The organism is Humisphaera borealis, from assembly GCF_015169395.1.
Classification (GTDB): Bacteria; Planctomycetota; Phycisphaerae; order Tepidisphaerales; family Tepidisphaeraceae; genus Humisphaera; species Humisphaera borealis.
In genome coordinates this window covers 4,249,077-4,273,508 of record NZ_CP063458.1, presented here as the reverse complement: position 1 = coordinate 4,273,508, position 24,432 = coordinate 4,249,077, and the positions used below count along the sequence as shown (strand labels likewise).

Sequence of the window (24,432 nt, the reverse complement as noted above, 5' to 3'; positions counted from 1 at the left end):
TCCTCCTACTCAGCACTCAGCACTTTCATCTCAACACTGTCCATTTCATTCGTTTCGTGCCAACTTCCATCTTCAATCTTCCCCTCTCGCTTGCGGCCTCTTAAGATCGCGGGCATGAGCGAGAAGAACGATCCGGCCGGCGACGCTGCTTCGAAGGACGACACCGACTCGCCCCTGCCCGGCGAACACAACCCCTTTTCGATCTGGCCACCCCACACCGGGGGCGAGTTCGGAGCGCCGGCTTCGTTTCAGCGATCTGCAGATGCCGATCCTGCCTCTGCTCCTTCTACGCCCCCCGACTTGTTCGAAGACGTTGCCGCCGCCGAGAAGGCAACGCGGGCGGCCAATCCCCTGCCGCCGGAGGAGATCGACGTGGGTGTTGAAGAGCTTCAGGCGCGGCCGGCGGACATCGCGCCGCGCGAGCCGGAATCGCCAAAGACGATCGTCTCGCAGGTTGATCCGGCCTGGCCGACCTGGTCGGATGGCGGGTTGCCGCCGCTGATCATCTACGGGCCGACGTCCTTCCGCCGTACACCGCCAGAGGTTCCGCTGGAACAGCCGCCCCCCCTGCCGGCGAGCGAAGTTCCCGTCGCACCGGAACCGGTAATGCCCGCGGCGGCCGAACCGACGTCCGGGGGTTACGAAGAGTTTGCCGATGAACTTCCAGAGGCCGCGCCGCATATCGACGCGGCGGCCGCGAAGGCGTCATCCCCCGAGTTGGACGACATCTTCGATTCCATCGACGAGATCGCCGGCACCGCCGACCACGTCAGCCCTGCGGCGCACGCCGAGCCCCCTGCCCCTGCGATGTCCACGCCCGCGACGCTGATGTCCGAGATTCCGCCAGCGACGATGTCCGGCCCGGCGACAATGTCCGGCGCCTGGCCGCCGGTGGCAGCTGCCGCTGCGGCGTCGGCACCGGTCGAGCCTTTGTCGGCGGGACCGGCGACGATGTCGGGGCAGTGGCCGGCCGCACCGGCGACCGAGGAGCTCGCGGCGGCGCCCGCTGATTCGGGCGAGCCGGAGCTTCCCGACTTTGATGCAGAGCTGACGCCGATCGATGCCGAGTTGGCACCCCTCGATTTCGAGCCGAAGTCGGCCGAGGCCACCGAAGGCCTGCTGCCCGCCGACGCCGAGCCGGAGTTGGCGATCTCCGAGACGGCGCTTCGCGAAACCGGAGAAGCCGTTCCGGTCGCCCCGGTCATCACGACGGATGTCGAACCGACGGCGGTGGAGCTGGCGGCGCTGCCGGTCGAGCCGGTGGCGGCGATTCCGCTGGCCGCGGTCGCCGCGGGTGCGGGTGTTGCGGCCGGTCTTGCCGGTACCGGGCAGTCCCACAGCGCCGGGTCAGCCCATCCCTCCTCCAAGGGGCAGACCGCCGCCGAGTTCTTCGCCCACGCCCACGAAGACGTCGAACAGCGCAAGGGTATCCTGAGCCTCGGCCTGCTGACGAAACTCGCCGGGTTGTCGGGCCTCCTGACCTGCATCGCCGGCCTGGCCGTCATGCTGGTCGCCTGTGCGGGGATGGTCCCGCTGACGTTCGAAAGCGTGTCTTACCTGAGCTACGTGCTGCAGTGGGGCGCCATTTACCTGGGCGGCTTCGCCCTGCTGCTGGTGGCCGGGTCGTTCCTGTTCAAGAGCTGGCGTCCGTCGGCCGCGTGGGCGGTGGTGCTGGCGGCGATCATGGGCGGCGGATCTTACGCGCTGGCCCACTTCCAGACCAATGTCGCCGCGTTCGACCTGCTCAGCATCAGCCCCTGGCTCACCAAGATCGGACTGGGCGGGCTCGCCGTGGCAATCGTCGGCGGCTTTATCGAACACCGCCGGCTCCGGGAAGAAACGCACGTGCTGGCCGCACTGTTCGCCAATGTGCTGGCGTCGGTCGGCGGCGGGTTGCTCTGGTTCTTCTCGACGGGAGCTTCGCTGCTGGGGAAATGATTCGGTTCGGCTGGTGCGGTTCAGCGGTCGTACCGGAACCGCACCAGCCGGCTTCAAACGTCGAGATAGCCGTGCACCTGCGGTGCGACCGCTAACCGGAGTCATTGGGCTACGGCGTTCATGCCCAGCGCCGGGCCCAGCAGATCGCTCAGCTCGTCGAGCGTCCGCTTCGGATAGCCCCGAAACAGCAGGAACCGGGGACCGGTCCGCCGGCCGGAGGCGGCGGCAAGCCCGATCTCCAGTGCGCTGACCGACCGCCGTAACACGCGCGACCTGGCCGTGACGACGGAAATCCGGCGGATCAGCATCGCGTCCACCTCTTCCGGGGCAGATCGCGGCGAGGGGTACGCGAACTGAAACGTTCCGCCGATCACCGACAGCTTGGACGGCACCGACCAGCGCCGCAGCGCGGCCGCCAGTTCCATCGCCGCAAACCCCATGGCCACGATCGTTGGAATCAGAAGCAGCTTGCTGTACGGGATGGCGGCGGGACGAAATATCGCGCTATATGTAAACAGCCCCAGCGCCGTCCCCAGGAGCAGGAACAGTAACCCAAGCGGCGCGAGCGCGATCACCTGTTGTGCGGCCGGCGGCGGCCCCACCTCAATATAAAGCTCGCGCGATGACGGCGCGTGGACCCGTACCTGCCCCACACCCAGCGGCGTGTCGTACTGCAGCGCGGTCATCGGGCGGGGATGAAACTTTCGGGGCGTTTCGGGCATCCGAGGATGGGATTATCACAACTTCCCGCCGCAGGCGAACCGTCCGATAGCTTTCAAAACACCCGGCCGTTGCTGTTCGCTCGCGACGCCTTCGACCGATACACTTGAGTGTCCATGCCCTCGTCGAAAAAACCTACCGCTTCTGAAGATGCCGCGTTCACCGTTCACACGGAAGGGCAACTGCTCCCGTGGGTCAACCGCGAATGGTTGCTGACCAATGGAATCGGCGGATACGCCGGCTCATCCGTCATTGGCTGCAACACCCGGCGGTATCACGCCCTGCTGTGTGCCGCCACGCTGCCGCCGGTGGGTCGCGTTCTCGCCCTGAGCCGTATCGCCGAAAGCGTGTACCTCGATCACGACCATTCGGTCCGCATCGAGCTGGCGGTCAATCACTTCCGCGAAACGATGCACCCGCGCGGCGAGCACTACCTGCGCTCGTTTTCCCTCTGGCAGACCGCGACGTGGGAGTACGACGTCGAGGGCGTGCAGATCACCAAGGAACTGCTGCTGTGCTGGAAGCGGAACATCGTCGGCATTCGCTACACGATCGACCCGAAACGCTCCCGGCATGTCCGCATGGAGCTGGCGCCCTTTACGCCGCTCCGCGATTTCCACGGCTCCCGCCATCGCAACGGCGTCAACTTCCAGACGACGGTCGGCGGGGCCGACGGCAAACCGCGCGTGGGTGTCTCCGATGCCGGCGGGTCGGTGTCGCTGGTGTCCGACGCCGGTGCGTTCGAAGAGTATCACGACTGGTGGTATGGCCACGTCTTCCCGATCGAATCGGATCGCGGGCTCGACGACAACGAAGACCTTTTCACACCCGGCCGGTTCGTCATCGAAGGTGACGGCAAGCAGCAGATCACGCTCTGGGCATCGACAACACCGATCGACGTGCCCGACTGGGACGCCGAGAAGGCGCTGCTTGCCCGGTCTCGTGGCGACTGGTCGATTCCCGGGCAGGTGACGACAAAGACCGTCCGGCGGCTCGTGCGCGGTGCGGATGATTTTGTCGTCGCCCGCAAGGGCCCCGACGGGGCCGAAGGCACGACCATCATCGCCGGTTATCCGTGGTTCGCCGACTGGGGTCGCGACACGTTTATCTCGTTGCCGGGATTGCTTTTGACGACGGGGCGATTCGAGCAGGCCAGGCAGGTGCTGACGACCTTCGGGCAATATGTCCAGGGCGGGATGGTGCCCAATCGTTTCGACGATTACACCAACGAGCCCAGCTACAATACGGTCGACGCCAGCCTCTGGTACATCCACGCGGCGTTCGAGTACGCACGGCTCAGTGGCGATAAAAAGACGCTGGAAGAGGTTCTTAAGCCTGCCTGCCGAAAGATCATCGACGGTTATCGCGACGGTACCCGATACAACATCCACGCCGATACCGACGGCCTGATCGTGCAGGGCGACGCCAGCACGCAACTGACCTGGATGGACGCCAAGTGCGGCGACAAGGCATTTACGCCCCGGCAGGGCAAGCCGGTCGAGATCAACGCGCTCTGGTATCACGCGCTGGTGCTGATGGGCGAAACCGCGATGGCGGCAAAGGTCGCCGAAAGCTTCAGGAACACATTCTGGGTCAGCGAGTCCCGCGGGCTGGCCGACGGCGTCAACAACGGTCAGCAGGACAAGCTGATCCGTCCGAACCAGATCTTCGCCGTCAGTTTGCCCAACAGTCCGCTAAACGACGAGCAGCAGAAGACGGTCGTTGAGGTTGTTCGCAAAGAACTGCTGACACCCGTCGGGCTTCGAACGCTCGCCCGTGGCGAGCCGGGTTATCGCGACTGGTACAGCGGCCCGCAGTACCTGCGGGACGAGGCGTATCACAATGGCACGATCTGGCCGTGGCCGATCGGAGCGTTCCTGTCGGCGTACCTGAAGGTGCACAAGAACACGGAAGACGCCAAGGAACAGTGCCGCACCTGGCTTCAGCCGCTGGTCGACCATCTGGAAGAGAACTGCCTCGGGCAAATCGCCGAGATCTTCGAGGCCGCCGAGCCGCACCGGCCTGTGGGCTGTTGTGCCCAGGCGTGGAGCGTCGCAGAAGTGCTTCGGCTGGCGGTCGAGCTGGACATGTGATGCGGCGGGAAACTCGCGGCGTGGTGCCATCGGTCGGCCTTTCCGGCAGGCCGGTGTGCTGTATTGGCGTCCATGGCGTGGGGCATCGTTTACACCGCAATGCAATGATGCTGAAACGTCGAACAGACTCGCTTGTGACCTTGGCAATCGCCATCGCCACGCTCGGCGCGTACGTCATGCCGGTATTCGGCCAGCAGGTCGAGTTGTCGCTGCCGCTGGAAGGCTACTGCCGGCTTGGCAAAGCGACGGCGATTCACATCAGTGCCGAGGGTCTCGCGGCTTCACGGCTGCTGCTGAACGGCGAAGGCCTGGTGCCTGTGCAGGTGCCGGCGACAGCGGGTCGCGTCGAAGCGACCGTACCCGTCATGACGCAGGGCCTGCCGCCGGATCGCCTCACCTGGACAGCCGGCCGGCAGACCGGCTCAACGGCAATCACCGTGAGGTCTCTGCGCACCGACGAACGGCTGGTCGCCGTCGCCGGCGACAGCGCCGACGCCAAGGCATTCGCCGCGAGCCTTTTTTCCGACAAGAAACCGGTACTGGTGACCATCGACACCAACCGTCCCCGGTTGCTGTGGCCGCCGCAGGCGTATGACGCGGCCGACGCAGTGCTGCTCGATCAGACATCCGCGGCGCGGGTGGACGAAGCCCAGTTGCGCGTACTGCTCGCCGCCGGAACGACCGTGGCCATCCGCTCTTCGGCCAAGCCGCTGGGCCAATGGCCCTGGCAACAACAGGGAGGCTGGTGGGTTCTGCGGCATGCCCCGGTCGGCCCGTACGGCGGCGTGAATGTAGATGCCTACGACCCCACCTACGCCTGGGACCGCTCCTGGCCGAAATCCGATCGTCGAACCATCCTGCTGGTCTGCTTGCTGACGTCGCTGGTCGTCGCCGGAGCTTCGCTCTGGCGGGGCAAAGGCGGGTTCATCGCGGCGACGGTGGTCTGCGTCTGCGGTGTCGCCGGGGCGGCGTTTTATGTGATGTCGCTCCGGCCGGCGGTGTTTGCCGGCGGCGACGTCGTGATCTGGAACGGCTCGCTCAGCCAGCGCGACCGATGGACCTATGTCTCGGCTTTCCGCGAAGCGCACCTCTCCGTCGAAGCCGCCGACCGCATGCGGCCGGTCCTCGGAAGCCGCGGGCAGTTGGCAACGCTTGGACTGACCCTCACCTGCGACGCGACAGGCAATCCCGACCGTTACGAGTTCAACCTGGGCACCAGGAACACGATCGCGTTCGTCAGTCGGTCGGTCAGCCCCAGCCCGCCGTCGGATACCCAAACCCGCGCCGAAGTGCGAATCGATCTGATCGCCGACAAGCTCTACCCCGGCAAGGTGGCCGACCAGACAGCGACGGTCCCGGCGGATGTCGCCGGCGAGTGGTGGGGTGCGGTCGTGATGCGGCCTTAGAGTCCCTTCCCTCGCACGACAGTTCACGGGCAATCGCACGTGCCCATGTCGCTCCTTATTCACGCCCACAGACTTCAGTACAGATAGTCGACGCCACAGGATTGGTCCGGCCGCCTTTGCCCCGTTACACTTTTGAGCGTAGTTCCGCCTTTTCTCTTCGCCGGAGTTTGCTTTGCCCAGCAGTCCTGTCCTGGCCGTCGTCAGCGTTTTAGGAAAAGACCAGAAAGGTGTCGTTGCGCAGTTCGCGACCTTCCTGGCCGAACGCGGCGTCAACATCGAAGACATCGAGCAGCACGTCGTCCGCGGCTTCTTCCTGATGGACATGCTGGTCGACCTCAAGGACGTCACGGTCGATCTGTCTGAACTGATCACCGGTTTGCTGGAACTGGGCGGCAAGATCGACATGGAGGTGCGCGTTCACCTCCACAGCCAGCGACGCAGGAAACGCGTCGCGCTTCTGGCGAGCAAAGAGCCGCACTGCCTCGAGCACCTCGCGAAGCAATTCGCCGATGGCAAACTGCACGGCGACGTTGCCTGTGTGCTGGCCAACCATCCCGACCTGGAACCGCTGGCCAACAAGTACGGACTGCCATTCGCCTGGCATTCGCACGGCGACCTCGATCAGCACTTCCATTGGCTGGCCGAGCAGTTGAAGAAGTGTTCGGCGGATCTGGTTGTGCTGGCGCGGTACATGCGCATCCTGCCCGCGCAACTGGTCAAGTCGTATCGCCACAAGATCATCAATATCCATCCGTCGCTACTGCCATACTTCCCCGGTGCGGCGCCTTACAAGCAGGCTTTTGAGAGCGGCGTACGGGTACACGGTTGCACGGCGCATTTCGTCACCGAGCAGCTCGACGAAGGACCGGTCATTCTGCAGGATGTTTTCCACATCAACGTCGGCAACGACACCCTGGAAGACGTAAAGCTTAAGGGCCTGAACCTTGAGGCACAGGTCCTCGGCCGCGCCGTGCAGCTTTACCTGGACGAAGAACTGGTCGTGGTCGAAGGAAAAGTCATCTTCAAGCCGGGTATCGCCAGGTTCTTCGATCGCAACCGGCGCGGGGCGTAAAATAGTAAGCCGAAATGTGTTGTCCACGAATGAACACGAATGGGCACGAATCAAGATAAGGTCGATGGCGGCAATAAGAGCCGTCAACGAAAGGTTCCAATCTACGATTGATTCTCTTCTCATTCGTGCCTGTTCGTGTTCATTCGTGGACAAGCTTCTCCTTAGCGTTCCTTCGTGCTCCTTCGTGGACCCGATGCATGGGCCTTTTTGATCCCAACCGCGATTCGTTCCACGTCGGGCCGGCGTATCAGACGCTGATGCGCGAACTGGGTCTCGACGCGCGAGGCGTGTTCGACGACCGGCGCATCTTGCCGTGGCGCAAGTTGCCGGATCGGGAGAACTGCACGCTCGACGAGTACATCGACGGCACGAAAGTGCGTCTACACGTCAAGCGATATCCGCGATCCGCCAGCCCGACGACCGCCGACCTGGAGCAGGCCGGCTATCAGTTGTTGGTCGATGCCGGCATTCCTGCCGCTCCGCTGGTGGCGTGGGGCGTGTTGACCGACGGGCGGAGCTTTACAATCTGGCAGGATCTCACCGGCTTTACCCCCGGCGACAAGCTGGTGGAGCAGGGAACGGCTTTTGAAAGCGTCGTCGCGCCGACCGCCGAACTGGCCGCGAAGCTGCACACGGCCGGTCTGCATCACCGTGATCTGTACCTGTGCCATTTCATGATCGATCCCGCGTTGCTGGCCGCGGCGGGACACGTGCCGGCCGTGCAGTTGATCGATACCGCCCGCGTCCGCCGTCTTCCCGGCTGGCCTCTGCGGCGGCGATGGATCGTGAAGGACCTCAGCCAGTTCTGGTACAGCACGACAAAGCTCTCGGTAACGGACGACCAGCGCGACCGCTGGCTGGCGATCTACGCCAAAGAGCGAGCCGTTCGGCCGGGATCGCTACGGGGATCGATCGTACGTAAAGCCCGTGCCATCCGCCGGCACGATGCGAGCCTGAATGCCAGTCAGCCTTCGCGTAACGTATCCATCCCGACGTGACAGTTGAGGGCCCTACCCAGTGAACATTGCCCTCGTCATTCTTCACGCCGACCCCGCCAAGGGCGGGGCCGAAACGTACACCGTTGATCTGGCCAAAGCGTTGGCCGATCGGGGCCACGCCATTTCGATGCTGGCTTCGACCTTCAGCGACGCGGTGGACGCGCGCATCGAGCGCGTGGAGATACAGCAGACCGGGGCGACGCGGACTGCCCGGTACGTGAGCTTCCTGGACAACCTTGATCGCCACCTTGAAACGCGGCGCTACGACATCGTCCATGCGATGCTCCCGGTACGGCGGTGCGACCTGTACCACCCGCACGCCGGCGTTGCGATCGAAGCCGTTGCCAGCGGGCATCTCAAACACGACTCGGCGATGAAGCAATTCGCGGCGAAATGGGCGAACCGGCTGAACCGCAAGCGGCAGAGGTTTGCGACCATCGAGAAAACGTTGCTTACACCCGCGGCCGGCCACAGCGTACCGGTCGTGCTTTGCCTTTCGGACTACATTCAGTCCGCGGTTCGGCGGCACTATCCGTTGCCCGCCGACCGATTTGCGACGCTCGTTAATGCCGTTGATCTGGCGAAGTTCAATCCTGCCGCGGAGGTCGAGCGGGGACGGGCGACGAGGCAATCGCTCGGTATCAGCCCGGACAAGGTGGTCGGATTGATCGTCGCGCAGGACTTTGCCCGCAAGGGACTTCGCGAGGCGATCTTGGCCTGGAAGCAGGCTGCCGACCCGAGGCTGGTTCTGCTGGTCGTCGGCAAGGATGACTTTGCCCCGTACGCAGGGCTCGCGGCGGGCGCCGTCCGACCGGAGAACCTTGTCTATGCCGGGGCAACGCGCGATGTCCGCCCGTTCTATGCCACCGCCGATTTCTTCGTACTGCCGACGCGGCACGACCCCTGCAGCCTGGTGGTCCTCGAGGCGCTAGCCATGGGCCTGCCGGTGATCAGCACCCGTTTCAACGGTGCCTGCCAGGTAATGACGGAGGGAACACACGGCCGGATTCTCAACGATCCGGCGGATGTCCCCACGTTGGCCGGTGCGATGTCAGAAATGCTCGACAACGCCAAACGCCACGCGATGCGCGACGCCTGTCTCAACCTTCGCCCAAGTCTGTCTTATGAAACGCACCTCGATCGGCTTTGCGCAATCTACGAAAGTGTTCCCGCCGATTAGCAACCAGATCGATGGTCCGAGCGGCCCGGGAGTAGCCTCAGATTCCGTCGGATACGTTGTTCTGCGCGAGCGTATCCGTCTGATCCGGAAGTGTAATGGTGAAGGTCGTGCCCCTGCCTGGCTCGGTCTGTACGCCGATCGTTCCGCCATGCATGTGAACCAGGCTCTTGACGATCGCCAGCCCCAGACCCAAACCCCGTCGGCCGTGTTCGTAGGTGCCGCTACAGTGACGGCTGACGTCAAAGCCGGTGAAGAACGGCTGGAACAGCTTCTGACAGGTGTCGGCGTCCATTCCTTCGCCGGTATCAGACACGCGAATGATCACACCGCCCTGCGGCTGACGAACCGCCGCGATTGCGATGCGTCCGCCATCCGGCGTGAACTTGATCGCGTTGAGCAGCAGATGGTTCATGCAATCGCGAATGCTGCTGGCTTCAATGTTCAATGATCCCAGATCCATCGGCACTTCCACCGCCAGGTGCTGATGCCGCAACTCGATGAACGGCCTGACGTCGTCGGCGGCATCGCGCAGGAGGGGTGCGATATCCGTGGGCGTTCGCTTCAGAACCCGCTCGAATCGGTTGGCGACCAGCATGGAGACGATCTGGTCCACCAGGTGCTGAAGGCGTTTGCTTGCGCGATCTATGCGCTCAAGGTAATTCTTGAGCGTGTCGCTCTCGTTAGGCACCTGCGTCGCGAGCCGGACCATGCCCTGAAGGATCGTCAGCGGCGTGCGAAGCTCGTGGCTCGCGACCTGGATGAACGCATGCTTCAGCTCGTTGGCATGCGCCAGGTCTGCGTTGGCCTTCTCCAACTCGGCGTTCTTGGTCTTCAGCGTGCCGAGCAGTTCGTTGCGCTCGTGAATCAGATCGAACCGCTCGCAGGCGGCGCGAATAACCGTGCCGAGCTCGTCCGGGTCCCAAGGCTTGGTGATGTAACGCCAGACGTGCCCCTGATTGATCGCGTCAACGACGGATCGCAGGTCGGCATAGCCGGTGAACAGCAGGCGGACGATTTCAGGGTAGTTCTTCTCGACCCTTCCCAAGAACTGAACGCCGGTCATGTCCGGCATCCGCTGGTCGGTCATCACGACGTGAACCGTCTCACGCTGAAGGAGGTCCAACGCCTCGACCGCGCTGGTGGCGGTAAGCACTTTAAAGTCCAGCCGGAACAGATCTTTCACGCTCTTGACCACGTCCGGCTCGTCATCAACGACAAGCAGGCAGTGCCGTAGGCGGGAAGGCTTGCGGGCCGCGGTGGGAATGTCCGTTGCAGTCAACGTCATCTTGAACGTCGTCGGGAGTGGCTCGTTCCTCGGTACCAACACATCATACGCTCGCCGCTCCCGCGTGGTTTCGGCGGCCAGCCCACCCCGACCGGACTCAGATATTATCACCCGTTCGGGGGCGATCCGCCAACTCAAGGCCCGATAAGTGACGGATTCACTTCAACCCATAAGTTTGATTTAACCCGTCTCGTTGCTCGCTCTGGTGTTCGAACGCGCCTTGAATCCTTTCATCTCTCAAACGAAAGGAATCACCATGACGCGAAGCATATTTGATCCGACCGGCCCGAACACCGAGCGGAGCGGCAACCAGTTTACGGGTGCCGACGCCAACAGCCGGTCGCACATGCCCGAATCGGCGGTGGACGGTGTGGTCAACGCGCCCGGCGATCTCGACGATGACAATATCAGTCTCGAGCCTGATTCGCCTCCCGTGGCCGCGGACACGGACAAAGACGCCCGGTGAACCGCCGGTGGCCTGATGGCGCTGCGGGCGCGCGTCGCCAGGCGTCACCCGCAGGCCGCACCGGGTAATGGAACGGCGGCGAGTATTTGGTATAACAAACAGCGTCCTGTGATTGCACGCACAGCTGCATCGCCGGCCACCGCCGCCTTAGCTCAGTTGGTAGAGCACCGGTTTTGTAAACCGGCGGTCCCGAGTTCGAGTCTCGGAGGCGGCTTTCACACCTTCGTCCCCCCGCCTCCGGCACTTCATCCTTCTGCGACTTCGATCACCGGCCGACAGAACGCGCCGGTGTGACCCTTCAGGTTGATCGGCAGGGTCCAGAACTTCACCGGCATTACGAGCGACCAGACCTCCGGCGGAAAGCCGAGCTCTTCGACGATCCAGACGCCGTTGCCGAGCAGGATTTCGTGAGTGACCGGATTGTCGGGGCCATACCCGCCGATCGAATAGTGATCGATCCCCACGCCGCGGGCCTTCTTCTCGACGAGCCAGCGTGCACCCGAGGGATCGATGAACGGGGAGTGGTATTTCCACTCATCGGTCATAGCCCGCCGCTCGCCCCAGCCGGTGGCCAGCAGCACAATCGCGTCCGGCGGAAGGTTCGGCAGCTTCGACTGCAGAAGATCATCCCCGATCGCCCGGTCGGCCGCGCTGTCGCGGAGATCGACGAGCCACGCCTTGCCCACCCACGTCTCCAGCGGCATCTGGTCCAGGCTCTTGCCGCCGGCAATCTTGTGCAGCGGCGCATCCACATGGCTGCCGGTGTGATTGGACAGCGTCAGCAGCTCGCAGAGCCATCCGTCCTTCTCGTGGGTGGCAATGTACTCCGACTTCACCGGCGGATGGGCCGGGCAGTTGGGGGCGTGGTGGTAGAGCGGCTGGGAGAGGTCGATGAGGCGCATGCGGTTTCCGTCGTTTTATCTTAGAATCGTCGTTCTCGAAAGCAGGAGTACACCCCAGGAGTCGCCCATGGCCAAAATCTGCATCCTCGTCGAAAAGATTTACGAAGACCTCGAACTCCAATACCCCCGCCTCCGCCTGAAGGAAGCCGGGCACACCGTTGACGTCGTCGGCCCCAAAGCCGGCGAAACCTACATCGGCAAGCACGGCTACCCGCAGAAAGCCGAGAAGGCCGCCGCGGACGTCAAGGCGTCGGACTACGCGTTGATCGTTATCCCCGGCGGAACCTCGCCCGACCACATGCGGCGCAGCGGCGACATGGTCAAGCTCGTCCGCGATGCCGCGGCAAAGGGCATTCCGATGGCCGCGATCTGCCACGGGCCCTGGATGCTCTGCTCGACCGATGCCCTTAAAGGCCGTCGGTGCACGAGCTACATGAGCATCGTTCACGACGTCGTCAACGCCGGCGGCAAGTGGGTGGACGAAGAGTGCGTCGTCGACGGGCCGATCATCACCGCCCGGACGCCTGACGATCTGCCGGCGTTCAGCAACGCGATCCTGGAACTGGTGAGCACGGGCAAAGCCACCGGCGTCAAAGGCAAGCCGATTGCGCCGACGTGGGTGATCGAAACACTCACGAAAGAACAACTCGGCTGATACACTGCGCTGGCGCGGCGGGACCAATGTCCGGGACATCCCTCGCGTGTCGGTTCCTGCAGCGATCAGTCGATGGCATCTTCCCCCAACATGCTGATGCGCCGTGCCGCGCGGCACCATCTCGCGGGAGAACTGCGCGAAGCGGCTTCGCTTTACCGCAAGATCCTCCAGGACGATCCGCAGCACTCGGGCGCACTGCACGCCTTGGGCGTGATGGCCCACCAAACCGGCCGCGGCGACGCCGCCGAGAAACTTCTGCTCCGTGCGGTCGCGACCAATCCCGCGTTCGCCGCGGCCCATGACGACCTTGGCGCCCTTTGGCTCCTGCAAGGCAAAACCGACCAGGCCGCCGCCGCTTTCAGCGAAGCGATCCGGGTCGAACCTCGCTATGCGCTGGCTCATGCACACCTGGGAGCCGCCCTCTCGACCCTCGGCCGGCACGACGAGGCGGCCGTCGCCTATCAGCGGGCAGTCGATGCGGCGGTGAAGTCGGTCCGGCGGTTTAAAGGCGTGGGCATCGACGTTTCGTCCGTCACGGAGAATCTCCGTTCTCCTTCCGACGCCGACGGCCAGGTTACGGCCCGGGGGTTGTCGCTTCAGACGCCGGCTTCCGTCGGCGGTACGTACGGACAGTACTTGTCGCCGGGCGAGCAGGACACCGCCTCCGTCACCCCGCTTTCAGCCGGTAGCGAATCGCCCGCAGGGCCACCGGATGACGACGAGGACGACGAAGGTGTCGTCGGGCTCACGCTCGTGTCCGGGGCTCAAGCCGAAACCCGGCCAATGGCCCCGCTGGCTGCCCGGGCAGAAGAACTGGGCCTGGTCTACGCGTCGATGGCGGGTGTCGCGGTCAGCGCTTCATCGGCGTACCCGCGGGCCATTCCCGACCAGCCCTTCGGCCCGCACGACGCCGACGCCGCGGATCAAGTTTGGTCAACATTTGCCGTCACCGAAGAGCCTTGGCTCGGACTGTCGAGCAGCGATGCCTGGGGTCTTGAACCGGCGGCGGTGGCGGCCTGGGCGATCGCCGGGGGCGACGAAGCACACCCGACGAACATTGATCCCGGCCCCATCCCGGAGCTTCCGGCAGACCCGCCGGGCCTGCCATCGCTGACTCCCAACGACGAGTCGGAGCTGTCCTTGCTCTACAGCACCAACTGGCTCAGGGAGCCCGAGCAGGACCTGCCGGTGATCGAGGCCGAGGTCGGCGATCCACGATTCGACGCGCCCCAGGCGATGGCGGGCGGAATGTCGACTTTCAGTTCCGCCGTCAATCGCCCAGTACCACACTCCGCAGCCCCGCAATCCACGCCGGCCTGGTCAGGCTTCGATACCGGCCGAGAATCCAACGGCTACACGGTGGTCGTACAGAGCACGGTTCCCGCGTCTCCGCCCGAACCAACACTGTTTGACATCGCCATCGAGCCGCCCCGGACAGACGATCGCTCCACCTTATCGTCCGGCGAAACGCCGGCGGCTGTTACGACCCTTAGCGAAACCGCCGCCCCGCCGACACCGACGGCTTCGGCCACGACCATCGACCCGGCAACCACCGTCGTTTCGACCACCGGTGTCGTGATTTCGCCGTCAGAGATTATCGACGTCGGCTCCCCGACACGGCTTCGGGTTGAAGAACCGGCAGCGGCCTTCCTCGACGTAGATGACGTCGCCGAGACGGAACAGGGGGACACGGAGGCCGAGGGAATTGACCCCGCGGACGACGCGGAAGAGCCCGCGCCCGACGGCGTCGTCAAGCCGCCGGCCGTTTCTCGCGTGCGGCTGCCCGAGTCGGCGTCTCGGATGGAAGACGATCCCGTGCTGGCGCCACGCCTGCTCGCCAAGGAGCTGCGCCGCGCCCGCCGAAAGCCTGTCGCGGGGGCGAGGCAGGCCGCCGAACTCCACAAGCAGGGGGCATCCCACCTGCGGCAGCGGCGGGTCGAAGAGGCGATCGCCGCGCTCGAGCGACTCGTCGAACTGCAGCCCACCAGTGCCAAGGCGCACCGAGATTTGGGTGCGGCATACATCCGTGCCGATCGTTTCGACGATGCGGTCGTGTCGCTCCAGCGCGCCTTGGAACTTCGGCCCCGCTTCGCCGACGCCTTCGCCAGCCTCGGCGACGCCTTCCACCTGCAGGGCCGCGTGGAAGAGGCGATCAACTGCTACCGCCAGACCCTTGCGCTGCGACCGTCGGCGACCTCGGCCCACAGCAACCTGCTGTTGAACCTCAACTACCAGCGGAAGAACGACGCACAGACGCTTTTCGCCGAGCACTTGAAGTGGGCCAAGGCGCACGCGTCGCCGCTGACCGCGGAGATCCTGCGGCACGAGAACAGCCCCTCGGCCGAACGGCAGATACGCGTCGGATACGTCTCCGGCGATTTTCGGCGACATGCGGTGGGGTCGTTTATCGAGCCCATCCTCGCCAATCGCGACCCGGCCGCGTTTCACATCATCTGCTACAGCGACGTCCTTCGACCCGACGACGCGACCGAACGCCTCTCCGCGATGGCCGACGGATGGCGCGATATCCGCGGCCTGACCGACATCGACGTCTGCGACATGATCCGCCACGACCAGATCGACATCCTGGTGGATCTGGCCGGGCATACGGCTTCGAACCGGCTGTGTGTTTTCGCCCGCAAGCCGGCCCCGGTTCAGATCACCTATCTCGGCTATCCGAACACCACCGGCCTTGGGACCATGGACTATCGGCTGACCGATACCTGGGCCGATCCGCTCGGTCAGACCGAGCAGTTCCACACCGAGCAGCTTTATCGGCTGCCGCGTGGCTTCCTGTGCTACCAGGGGCCGGCCGACGCGCCAGTGCCCTCCGCGCCGCCGATCGTAAAGAACGGTTTCGTCACCTTCGGGTGCTTCAACATCCTGGCGAAGCTGACGCCCGAAACGCTCGGGCTGTGGGCCAAGATCATGACCGTTCTGCCCAACAGCCGAATGGTGCTGAAAGACCGTCTGGGCACCTTCGCCAATCCGGCCCGCCGGCGTTACGTGCAGGACATTTTCGCCTACCACCGCATCGCCGCCGATCGGCTGGAGTTGCTCAGCAAGGATTCCGACCGGCAGAAGCACATGGAGTCGTATTCGAAGGTCGATGTCATGCTCGACCCGTTCCCCTACAACGGGACGACGACGACCTGCGAGGCGCTGTGGATGGGCGTGCCGGTGATCACGCTGGCGGGCACCCGCCATGCCAGCCGGGTGGGCGTCAGCATCCTGAAGTCGGCGGGTCTGCCGGAGTTTGTGTCGCCGAACATCGAGGGGTATGCGCGGTCGGCCGTGCTGCTGGCCCGTGACGTCAATCGCCTGGTGCTGCTCCGCCGCACGCTACGGCAGAAGATCACGGCGTCATCCCTTTGCGACGCGGGCAAGTTCACGAAATACCTTGGCGCTGCCTATCGTGAAATGTGGACCTACTGGTGCCAGACACGCGGGGCACCGATGCTGCCGCCTTCTGATCGGCTTTCGCTGGAGGGGTAGGTCTCTCGTCCGCTGGCGCCCGGATAACAGTCACACGGCTTAACGCGAATCACGGAATGATCGGCGCGCCGGTCGTCTCAAAGATCGTGCTCAGCGCCGGCGGACGGTTCATGCGGTCGTAAAGCCTCGTCTCCCAGATCCCGTTCTTCCTGAAACTCACGATCACCATGTTCTCCAACCGGGGCTGCTGACTCGGCGGCAGGTTCGCGGCGGCGATCAGGATCTCGCTGACCCGCTCGCTCGACAGCTGCGTCGGTTGCGGCGGGCCGGAATACTCGGCGTTGTGCACGTACTGATACTTCGAGCACTTGCCGGCGGGCGTCACGCTCATGAACCGGGCCACGCGGGGGTCGCCGTCAAGGAACCAGGTCGTCAGCAGAATGCGTTCGTAGCGAGAATCGGTGCCGGCTTCGACATGCGTGTCGATGATCCGGTCCAGGGCCTCGGACCGCGGGTAGCTCGCAAACTGCGATGGGACCGCCTGCTGCTTGCTCCCGCCGCCGCACGCGATGACGATCGCCAGGCCGGCGACGGCGGCAACGGACCACAGAACCTTTTGCACCGGCGACACCCAGGACTGGTTCGAAGTCATCATCGCTTCTGGTTTTAACAGGCTCCGGTCCGAACGCCTACCCCCCCAATGCACCGCCGCGGACGCCGACAGCCGGGGATGTCCGCGAACCGGCGGGGCCGTGCCGTCCCCCATTCGGTCGAGCCCGCTTGCTGGCCCTGCTAACCATCGGTTTGGAAACGTGTCTTTTGGGTTGGACCCGACAGAATTGCCGGTGTTTACGTCATCAAGCGTGCCCCATTGCCGTATGATAAAGCAGTGGGCTGGGGCGACCGACGTGGTGTGAAAGGAGATCTCCGATGCGAGTTCTGAAAATCGCCTGCCTGACGCTGCTTCTTATGGGACTCATGCCGAACGTCAGCGAGGCCCGCTCGCGATGGGGATTCTCGTTCGGGTATAGCTCCGGCGGCTACTGCGGCCCCGGCGGCGGCCTGTCGATCGGCTACGGGTATTCCGCCGGCTACCGGCCGAGCTTCGTCTACAACAACTATTCCCGGTCGTACTGCCCGCCGGTCTACTACGCCCCCCGGTACGAACCGCGGTGCGAGCCGGTGTTCTACGCCCCTTCGCGGCCGGTCTACTACAGCACCCCGCGGTTCTACGACAGCTGCGACTACGGCTACAGCTACGCCGCCCCGGTGTACTACAGCACTCCCCGCTTCGCGGACCGGACTTACGTCAGCGTAAGCTACTCGTCCGGGTATCGCGGCTACGACCGCGGCTACTCCTACGTCGACCGCAACTACAGCTATGCCGATCGCAATTACAACTACGTCGACCGGAACTACAGCTATGTAGATCGCGGTTACAGCTACGTCGATCGCGGCCAGGGCAATTCCCAGCCCGCAAAAAGCTACGGCTACAGCTCTTATTACCGTCGCTGAACGCCGGTGAACTTCCGAATCCGTCTTCCGCCGGATCGCCCCTGCCGGGGCGATCCGGTTCTTTTTGCGCCGCACGAACCGCCCGGGGTATCATGCTGCCATATGGGGAACCTCCGCACATTCATCTGGCCGAACTGGCAGCAGCGCAAACGGTTGCTTCGTAAGGAAGCGTGGCTGGTTGTCGCCGCCGCGTATCCACTGCTGATCTTCGCCTGGCTCTGGCCGCAGGACTGGCGGAACGAATCGACCGGCGTGGTGTTCGCCGGGTGGATGGCGTTCCTCATTCGAACGGTTCAGTTTCACCTCGCCTTGCTGCTGGCATTCATTGTTGCCGTGGCGCTGTTGATCCGCGCTCGCCGGCTCGCGCTGGCGGCGGTGGTGCCGATGCTGTTCACTCTGGTGCCGGCGGCGATGCAATTCCTGCCGCGCCCAGCCCCGCCAACGGCGATTGGTAAGCCGCTCCGCATCATGTCGGTCAACCTGCTGATGGCCAACGAAGACACCGACGGCATCATCGAAGAGATCATCGCCGCCAGTCCGGACGTCGTGTTCCTGCAGGAGTACACGCCCCACTGGCACCAGGCGGTGGAGCGGCGATTGGGTGTCGATTACCCGTACGAAAGCCACATCGCCAGGGACGACTCGTTCGGCATCGCGATCCGGTCGCGCACGCCCTTCGCCGGCCCGGTGGACGACCGCTTCCGTCTGGGTAATTCCGGCGTCGACCAACAGCGCGCATCGATCGAGTTCGACGGCCGGGAGTACGCCCTTTACCACATCCATCTGCTTCCGCCGCGTTCATTTGACTACTACAAGGACCAGAGAATCCAGTTCGCCGATCTGTTGGATGCGTTAGCTGCTGAGAAGAAGTCGTACATCGTGTGCGGCGACTTCAACTTCTCGGAGACCACACCGCAACATCGGCAATTCATGGCCGCTGGTATCGGCGAGGCCCATGCACAGTCCGCCACCGGCCGGGGCGCGACCTGGCCGGTGAACGGCGTGATGCGGTACATCACGCCGGGGATTCGGATCGACCACGTCTACCTGTCGTCCGACCTGTGGGCGACAAAGTGCCAGACGGGCATCGGCCGCGGGTCAGATCATCGGCCGGTCGTGGTGGACGTGGTTGGGACGGCAGCGGCGAGACCTTCAACGTCCCAAACTGTCCCGTTCGCCGCACACTCGCTTGAGGGCCTCGAAGCTATGCTGAAGAAACACTGTGATGACCCTGACGCACCGACGAGAGTCCGCGCACTGATCGACTCGCTCGCCTCCGGTGCGTCTTTGCCTGACCAGATTGACGGGGTTCCCGTTGCGGCGATCGCTCTACCCGGATGGTGGCTCCGAAGCAAAGACGTCTGCGAACTCACGGTCTTGTCGCTGGGCAAGCGGGACGCCGACTACGATCTGTCAATCTTCGAACAGGGGAAGCAAGTCGCCGAACTCAAAGCGATCGTCCCGACCACGAATAGGGCTACAGTCGGACAGTTCTGGCTGCATACCACGCAGGTGCAGGTCGACCGCCATTGGCGAGTGGTCGATCCTTCGCCGCAAGACATGAACTCTGCCGATATCTATGCGGACGAGCAGGCGTTCCAATCCGTTGTAAGACGGTTCGAAGCAGAAAAGCAACGTATCCAGCCTTTCGAAGTTGGCGTAGGCAAGAACAAGATCAGGCTCACGATTTCTTCGATGCCCAAACGCCCATAGTGTGCATGAACCGCACGTGGCTTCACGTCATCTCTTGCCTGCGCTGCCCAAATTGAACCGCTGCCCCGCATCCTCTACAGTTTCACTTCGGTCGTTTCCAATCTCCTTCGCGAGGCACCTTCATGCGGATTGTTCGATTTCTCTCCGGCGGCACTGAACATCTCGGCCAACTGCTCGACGACGGCAAGTCCGCACGCAAGATTGAAGGGACCCTGATCGCCGGTCCGGCGACCTGGACCGTTACGGACAAGGCCCTGCCGATCGAGAAACTGCTCTCGCCACTGGTGCCCACGGACATCCTCTGCATCGGGCTGAACTACCGCGAGCACGCCGCCGAGAGCGGGTCGGAGATTCCGGACAATCCGATGCTGTTCATCAAGTCGAGCAACACGCTGAACAATCCGTTCGACCCGATCCAGATCCCCCGCCGCAGTTCGGAAGTCGATTACGAAGCCGAGTTGTGCGTGGTGATCGGCAAGACAGCCAAGCACGTGTCGCGGGCCGATGCACTCAACTACGTGCTGGGCTACACCTGCGCCAATGACGTCTCGGCGCGCGACTGGCAACGCCAGAAGAAGCTCGGCGGCGGGCAGTTCGCCCGCGGCAAGAGCTTCGACGGGTTCTGCCCACTGGGCCCCTGCCTGGTGACGGCCGACGAAATCCCCAACCCCAACGCGCTGCGGCTCAAGACGATCCTCAACGGACAGACGATGCAGGATCACACCACTGGCGACATGATCTTCGACGTGCCGGCGCTGATCGAATCGCTCAGCAGCACGATGACCATCAAGCCCGGTACGGTCATTCTCACCGGAACGCCGCAGGGTGTCGGCTTCGCCCGCACGCCGCCGGTCTGGATGAAGGCCGGCGACACCGTGGTCGTCGAGATCGAGAAGATCGGCCGGCTGGAAAACCCCGTCACCGCCGAGTGAGGATGCCATGCCCACACTGCTGCAACGCGCGATCGACCTGGCGGTCGAAGCTCACCGCGGCGGCGAAGACCCGCCGGGCGAGCCATACATCGTTCACCCGATGCGCGTGATGCTGGCAGTGTCGCAGGGCGACGACGAACATCAGAATGAACGCCTGCGGTGCGTGGCGATCCTGCACGACTCGATCGAGCGGGGTGGCAAGTCGGCGGGCGACCTGCGCAACGCCGGCATGCCAAAGGATGTCGTGCGTGCCGTGTTGTTATTGACCCACGCCGAGGAAGACAGCTACGCCGACTACGTCGTCCGGCTCAAGTCCGATCCGCTCGCCCGGGCCGTCAAGATCGCCGACCTGCTCGACAACGCGGATCTCCGCCATGTCGCGTTTCGTCCGACCAAGGCGTTGAAAGACGTTCCACGGCTGGTTCGTTACGCGGCTTCGTACAAGTTCCTGACGGACCAGATCGGCGAGAAGGACTACCGGCGATTGATGCGCCAGGGCGAAAAACCCTAAGCCGCGCCGCCATTACTCGCCGCCCCGGCCCGGCGGGCCCTCCTCCGTTTCACGACATTCCCAACGCCGACCAGGCCCAGTCCCAGGGCGCAACCCGGGCCAATCCAGTTGCCCCAACGGGTGAAGAATGTCGTCCGCGAATCCAGCATGATCGAACTCGCGAGAGTGCCCTCGGTGTTGGCGGGGATCACGAGGTCGTTGCGCGATCGCCCGAGGGAATCGATAAAGCCGCTGATGCCCGTATTCACGCTGCGGACCGTCGGCACGCGGTTTTCAATGCTGCGCAGGGTCGCGACCTGAAAGTGCTGCGGCATCATCGTCAGTTTGAACCACCCGTCGTTGCTGATGTTGACTATGAAGTCGGCCTGCTTGGCATCGACGGACCCGCGGCCCCCGCCACCACGGAAGTGCCAGGCGTTCAGGTCGGCATCGGCGTCTTCGAAGCAGATCGACGTGACAAACCGCCAGGCCTTGTCGGCGGCAACCGGCTGTGTCGCGGGCTGGCGGTCCTTCGGCAGTAAGAAGATCTTCGCCCGCTCGCCCCGGTCGAGCTGGTAGTCCTCCATGTTCGGCGGCCCCAACGCGATGAGCTGCCGGTAAAGCCAGGGGAAGCTTTCTTCGAATGGAATGTATTCGCCGAACGGCACGAGGTGGATCTTGTCGAAGCGGTCGGCCAGTTCGCCAGTGTCGCGCAGGAAGTAATAGGCGCTGTTCCGCCGACCGGCTTTCTCAACCATGGGCATGCGGGGGTCGGTGCTGACAAGCTTCACCCGGCCGGCGAACGATCCGCCGACCAGCAGCGATACCTTGTATCGGCGTGCGAGCTGGGCAATCTCGCGTTTGGCACGCTCGGCGTCGCGCGATGCCAGGCCCAGGCTGGCCATCGAAGCGGCAAACTCGGCGTTCATCTCGGGCATCATCGTTTCCGACCAGACAGCGAGGTCGGCGTCGGGACGTTCCTTCATCGCGGCGTTGGTCTGGGCGACGTGGAAGTCGATCAGGTCCTCCATAGGCGCCCCCTTGTCCCCCGAGTTGCTCTGGGGAATGTTCGGCTGGACGAGCAGCACGGTAGGTCCGGGGAGCAGGTGCGATTCCGTCTGCGCAAAACGCCAAACACCGTAGATACCCACGGCCACGAGCACCCCGCAGACGACAAGCACCGGCCGCAGCAGTCCGCGGAAGCGCCAGCCGTTGAAGATGAACAGCGCGGCAAGGGCGTTGATCATCGCGACCCAGAACGAGATCCCGTGCTCACCCAAAAGGTCGGCGATCTGGCAGAGGTGGAGAACCGGCGTTTGCGAATAGGAGAGATTGAACCAGGAGAAGCCGTAGAAAGGCCAATTTCCGCGGACCCATTCTGCGCCGACCCAGAGGACGGGGAAAACCAGGAGTAGTCGCAACGACGCAACGGTGCCGTTCGGCTCCATGGCCTCGTGGTCGCCGGTGGTGTCCGCGAGTTCGATGCCGGTTGCGGCAGTGGTCACCGTGCGAACGATCGGTCGAAGGACCGCCGCGGCAACGGCCCAGTAAATGCCCAGCCAAAACACCAGCGCAATCACACCCGGCCCGGTGATGGTGAGCAGCCACCACACGTTGGCCGAGAAGAAGAGAACCCCCGCGAGCCAACCCCAGAACGCCGCCCGCCAGGTGCCCTTGGTTCGCGAGGTCACCACGATGAGGGGAACCAGGCCGATCCACGCCGCCCAGAACTGATAGAACGGCGCGTAAGCGAGCGTGAGGAGTATCGTGCCGACGAGCAGCAGGATCAGCTTGCCGTACCAGCGATCGACGAACAGGCGTGGAGACCTCGTGCCCGGACTGGCAGCATCCGCGGGTGCGTCCGGCCCCACCTGACGGATGTCGGCGTGTTCTTTTGATTTGCGTCGGCCCATGCCGGCATTTGAACGGAAAACGGCTTGAGAATCCGCTGACGACTATGCGTGCTGCATATTGCTGCCCCGGCGTAATGCCGCCGAGACGTCCGCCGGCGTTCATTCCCATTCAATTGTCGCCGGCGGCTTTGACGAGATGTCGTACACCACGCGGTTCACGCCGCGCACCTCGTTGATGATCCGATTGCTCATCGTCGCCAGGACGTCGTAGGGCAACCGGCTCCAGTCGGCGGTCATGAAGTCTTCACTTTCGACGGCGCGGATCGCCACGACGCTGTCGTAGCTGCGGGCGTCGCCCATGACGCCGACGGTGCCGATGGGCAGCAGTGCCGCAAACACCTGGCTCGTCTTACGGTACAGGCCGTTGCTGACGAGTTCTTCCAGCACGATTTCGTCGGCGTCGCGAAGCACGCGGAGTTTTTCCGGCGTAATGTCGCCGATGATGCGGACCGCCAGGCCCGGCCCGGGGAACGGGTGCCGCCAGACGATGTTTTCCGGCAGGCCGAGCACTTCGCCGACCTTGCGGACCTCGTCTTTGAAGAGTTCCCGCAGCGGCTCGACGAGTTCAAAACCGAGTTCGGCAGGCAGACCGCCGACATTGTGATGCAGCTTGATGTTCGCCGCCGTGCCGGCGTAGCCGTGGCCGGATTCGATCACGTCGGGGTAGAGCGTGCCCTGGGCCAGGTACGCCGCCCCGTCGATGCTCTTGGCTTCGCGCTTGAACGCCTCGATGAACTCACGTCCGATGATCTTCCGCTTTTGCTGCGGGTCGGTGACGCCTTTGAGTTCGCGCAGGAATTGCTCGCTGGCATCGCTGGTGATGAGGTTGATGTGGAAGTGGTCGCGGAAGGTGCGCTCGACCAGTTCCCGCTCGTTTTTGCGCAGCAGGCCGTTATCGACAAAGATGCAGACGAGCTGATCGCCGATCGCCTTGTGCAGCAGCGCCGCGACGACCGATGAATCGACGCCACCCGACAGACCGCAGATGACTTTCCCGCTGCCGACCTGCTCGCGCACCTTGCGAATGTTCTGCTCGACGAAGTTGCCCATCGTCCAGTCGCCTTTGGCCTTGCAGATTTCGTAAAGGAAGTTCTCAAAGATCAGCGCGCCGCGCGGCGTGTGGGTGACTTCGGGGTGGAACTGCACGCCCCAGAACGGCCGCGTCTTGTGCTTGGCCGCCGCGAACGGGCACGTCGGTGTGGCCGCCAGGGCGATGAAGTCCTTCGGCAGGTCGTGGACCTGATCGCCATGGCTCATCCAGACGGTGGTGTCGTCGGGCAGGCCGTGAACGAGGGGGTCTTGTGAGGTTACATGCAGCTTGGCCCGGCCGAACTCCCTCGCCGCGGCGGGTTTGACCTCGCCGCCGAGAATGTAGGCCCCGAGCTGCATCCCGTAGCAAATCCCCAGGACCGGGATGCCCATGTCGAAGATGCGAGGGTCGCAGCGTGGAGCCCCTTCCACATAGACACTGCTGGGCCCGCCGGAAAGGATAATGCCGACGGGGTTCAGCTTCTTAAGGTCTTCAACGGAAATGTCCGGCCGGACCAGTTCGCTGTACACGCCCTTCTCGCGGACGCGCCGGGCGATGAGCTGGGCATACTGGGAACCGAAATCCAGGATCGGGATGACTTCGTCGCGCTGCATCTGAATGTCTTACGGCAAGGCGACGAAAAGTTCAAAGCCGCGTGCCTGCATCCTCGCCCAATCAGCACCCGACGA

The 24,432-nt window shown here is 63.8% G+C and carries 19 protein-coding genes and 1 tRNA gene; 14 read left to right on the top strand and 6 right to left on the bottom strand.

Going from position 1 to position 24,432, the window contains the following annotated elements:
* Positions 1-114 precede the first annotated feature (114 nt).
* On the top strand, positions 115-1,938 hold the full coding sequence (locus IPV69_RS15935) for an MFS transporter (protein ID WP_206290678.1): 1,824 nt from the start codon (positions 115-117) through the stop codon (positions 1,936-1,938).
* Positions 1,939-2,039: 101 nt separating this feature from the next.
* Here IPV69_RS15935 and IPV69_RS15930 read toward each other — a convergent pair whose 3' ends face one another.
* The gene (locus tag IPV69_RS15930) at positions 2,040-2,624 is read right to left on the bottom strand and encodes a hypothetical protein (RefSeq protein ID WP_206290677.1); all 585 of its coding nucleotides are present in this window, start codon (positions 2,622-2,624) and stop codon (positions 2,040-2,042) included.
* Between the two features lie 150 nt (positions 2,625-2,774).
* On the opposite strand from IPV69_RS15930, the gene IPV69_RS15925 reads away from it, so the two are divergent.
* The 5 genes from IPV69_RS15925 (at position 2,775) to IPV69_RS15905 (ending at position 9,407) form a co-directional block, all read left to right on the top strand.
* Positions 2,775-4,751 (top strand): amylo-alpha-1,6-glucosidase, encoded by a 1,977-nt coding sequence (locus IPV69_RS15925; protein ID WP_206290676.1) that lies wholly within the window; start codon positions 2,775-2,777, stop codon positions 4,749-4,751.
* A gap of 140 nt (positions 4,752-4,891) precedes the next feature.
* A complete protein-coding gene (locus IPV69_RS15920) occupies positions 4,892-6,157 on the top strand; it encodes a hypothetical protein (protein ID WP_206290675.1) in 1,266 nt (421 codons plus the stop codon).
* Between the two features lie 172 nt (positions 6,158-6,329).
* Positions 6,330-7,229 carry a formyltetrahydrofolate deformylase gene (locus IPV69_RS15915; RefSeq protein ID WP_206290674.1) on the top strand — a complete coding sequence of 300 codons (900 nt, stop codon included), beginning with the start codon at positions 6,330-6,332 and terminating at the stop codon, positions 7,227-7,229.
* 197 nt (positions 7,230-7,426) lie between these two features.
* Entirely contained in the window at positions 7,427-8,227 is an 801-nt protein-coding gene (locus tag IPV69_RS15910) for a lipopolysaccharide kinase InaA family protein (protein WP_206290673.1), read from the top strand.
* A gap of 19 nt (positions 8,228-8,246) precedes the next feature.
* Positions 8,247-9,407: a glycosyltransferase family 4 protein gene (locus IPV69_RS15905; RefSeq protein ID WP_206290672.1), complete on the top strand. Its 1,161-nt coding sequence runs from the start codon at positions 8,247-8,249 to the stop codon at positions 9,405-9,407.
* 37 nt (positions 9,408-9,444) lie between these two features.
* On the opposite strand, the gene IPV69_RS15900 is transcribed toward IPV69_RS15905, so the two are convergent.
* Positions 9,445-10,692: a hybrid sensor histidine kinase/response regulator gene (locus tag IPV69_RS15900; RefSeq protein WP_206290671.1), complete on the bottom strand. Its 1,248-nt coding sequence runs from the start codon at positions 10,690-10,692 to the stop codon at positions 9,445-9,447.
* A 256-nt stretch (positions 10,693-10,948) separates the two neighbouring features.
* On the opposite strand from IPV69_RS15900, the gene IPV69_RS15895 reads away from it, so the two are divergent.
* A complete protein-coding gene (locus IPV69_RS15895) occupies positions 10,949-11,158 on the top strand; it encodes a hypothetical protein (protein WP_206290670.1) in 210 nt (69 codons plus the stop codon).
* A 141-nt stretch (positions 11,159-11,299) separates the two neighbouring features.
* Positions 11,300-11,372 (top strand) — tRNA-Thr (locus tag IPV69_RS15890).
* A 31-nt stretch (positions 11,373-11,403) separates the two neighbouring features.
* Here IPV69_RS15890 and IPV69_RS15885 read toward each other — a convergent pair.
* Positions 11,404-12,060, bottom strand: a complete 657-nt coding sequence (locus IPV69_RS15885) for a cyclase family protein (protein WP_206290669.1) — start codon at positions 12,058-12,060, stop codon at positions 11,404-11,406.
* 67 nt (positions 12,061-12,127) lie between these two features.
* Between IPV69_RS15885 and IPV69_RS15880 the strand changes: the two genes are divergently transcribed.
* Both IPV69_RS15880 and IPV69_RS15875 read left to right on the top strand, forming a co-directional pair.
* Positions 12,128-12,715, top strand: a complete 588-nt coding sequence (locus tag IPV69_RS15880) for a type 1 glutamine amidotransferase domain-containing protein (RefSeq protein WP_206290668.1) — start codon at positions 12,128-12,130, stop codon at positions 12,713-12,715.
* Between the two features lie 72 nt (positions 12,716-12,787).
* The gene (locus tag IPV69_RS15875; RefSeq protein ID WP_206290667.1) at positions 12,788-16,210 is read left to right on the top strand and encodes an O-linked N-acetylglucosamine transferase family protein; all 3,423 of its coding nucleotides are present in this window, start codon (positions 12,788-12,790) and stop codon (positions 16,208-16,210) included.
* Between the two features lie 49 nt (positions 16,211-16,259).
* Here IPV69_RS15875 and IPV69_RS15870 read toward each other — a convergent pair whose 3' ends face one another.
* Positions 16,260-16,805, bottom strand: coding sequence for a hypothetical protein (locus IPV69_RS15870; protein ID WP_206290666.1), 546 nt, complete (start codon positions 16,803-16,805; stop codon positions 16,260-16,262).
* A 275-nt stretch (positions 16,806-17,080) separates the two neighbouring features.
* Here IPV69_RS15870 and IPV69_RS15865 point away from each other — a divergent pair, with 275 nt between their 5' ends.
* From IPV69_RS15865 to IPV69_RS15850, 4 genes are all read left to right on the top strand, one after another.
* A complete protein-coding gene (locus IPV69_RS15865; protein ID WP_206290665.1) occupies positions 17,081-17,665 on the top strand; it encodes a hypothetical protein in 585 nt (194 codons plus the stop codon).
* A gap of 102 nt (positions 17,666-17,767) precedes the next feature.
* Positions 17,768-19,378, top strand: coding sequence for an endonuclease/exonuclease/phosphatase family protein (locus IPV69_RS15860; protein ID WP_206290664.1), 1,611 nt, complete (start codon positions 17,768-17,770; stop codon positions 19,376-19,378).
* A 122-nt stretch (positions 19,379-19,500) separates the two neighbouring features.
* Positions 19,501-20,310 carry a fumarylacetoacetate hydrolase family protein gene (locus tag IPV69_RS15855; protein WP_206290663.1) on the top strand — a complete coding sequence of 270 codons (810 nt, stop codon included), beginning with the start codon at positions 19,501-19,503 and terminating at the stop codon, positions 20,308-20,310.
* A 7-nt stretch (positions 20,311-20,317) separates the two neighbouring features.
* Positions 20,318-20,821: a hypothetical protein gene (locus tag IPV69_RS15850; RefSeq protein ID WP_206290662.1), complete on the top strand. Its 504-nt coding sequence runs from the start codon at positions 20,318-20,320 to the stop codon at positions 20,819-20,821.
* On the opposite strand, the gene lnt is transcribed toward IPV69_RS15850, so the two are convergent.
* Together lnt and guaA are read right to left on the bottom strand one after the other, a co-directional pair.
* Positions 20,818-22,713: an apolipoprotein N-acyltransferase gene (gene lnt / locus IPV69_RS15845; RefSeq protein WP_206290661.1), complete on the bottom strand. Its 1,896-nt coding sequence runs from the start codon at positions 22,711-22,713 to the stop codon at positions 20,818-20,820. The two genes, IPV69_RS15850 and lnt, sit on opposite strands and share 4 nt — an antisense overlap.
* 99 nt (positions 22,714-22,812) lie before the next feature.
* A complete protein-coding gene (guaA, locus tag IPV69_RS15840; RefSeq protein WP_206290660.1) occupies positions 22,813-24,357 on the bottom strand; it encodes a glutamine-hydrolyzing GMP synthase in 1,545 nt (514 codons plus the stop codon).
* Positions 24,358-24,432: the final 75 nt, after the last annotated feature.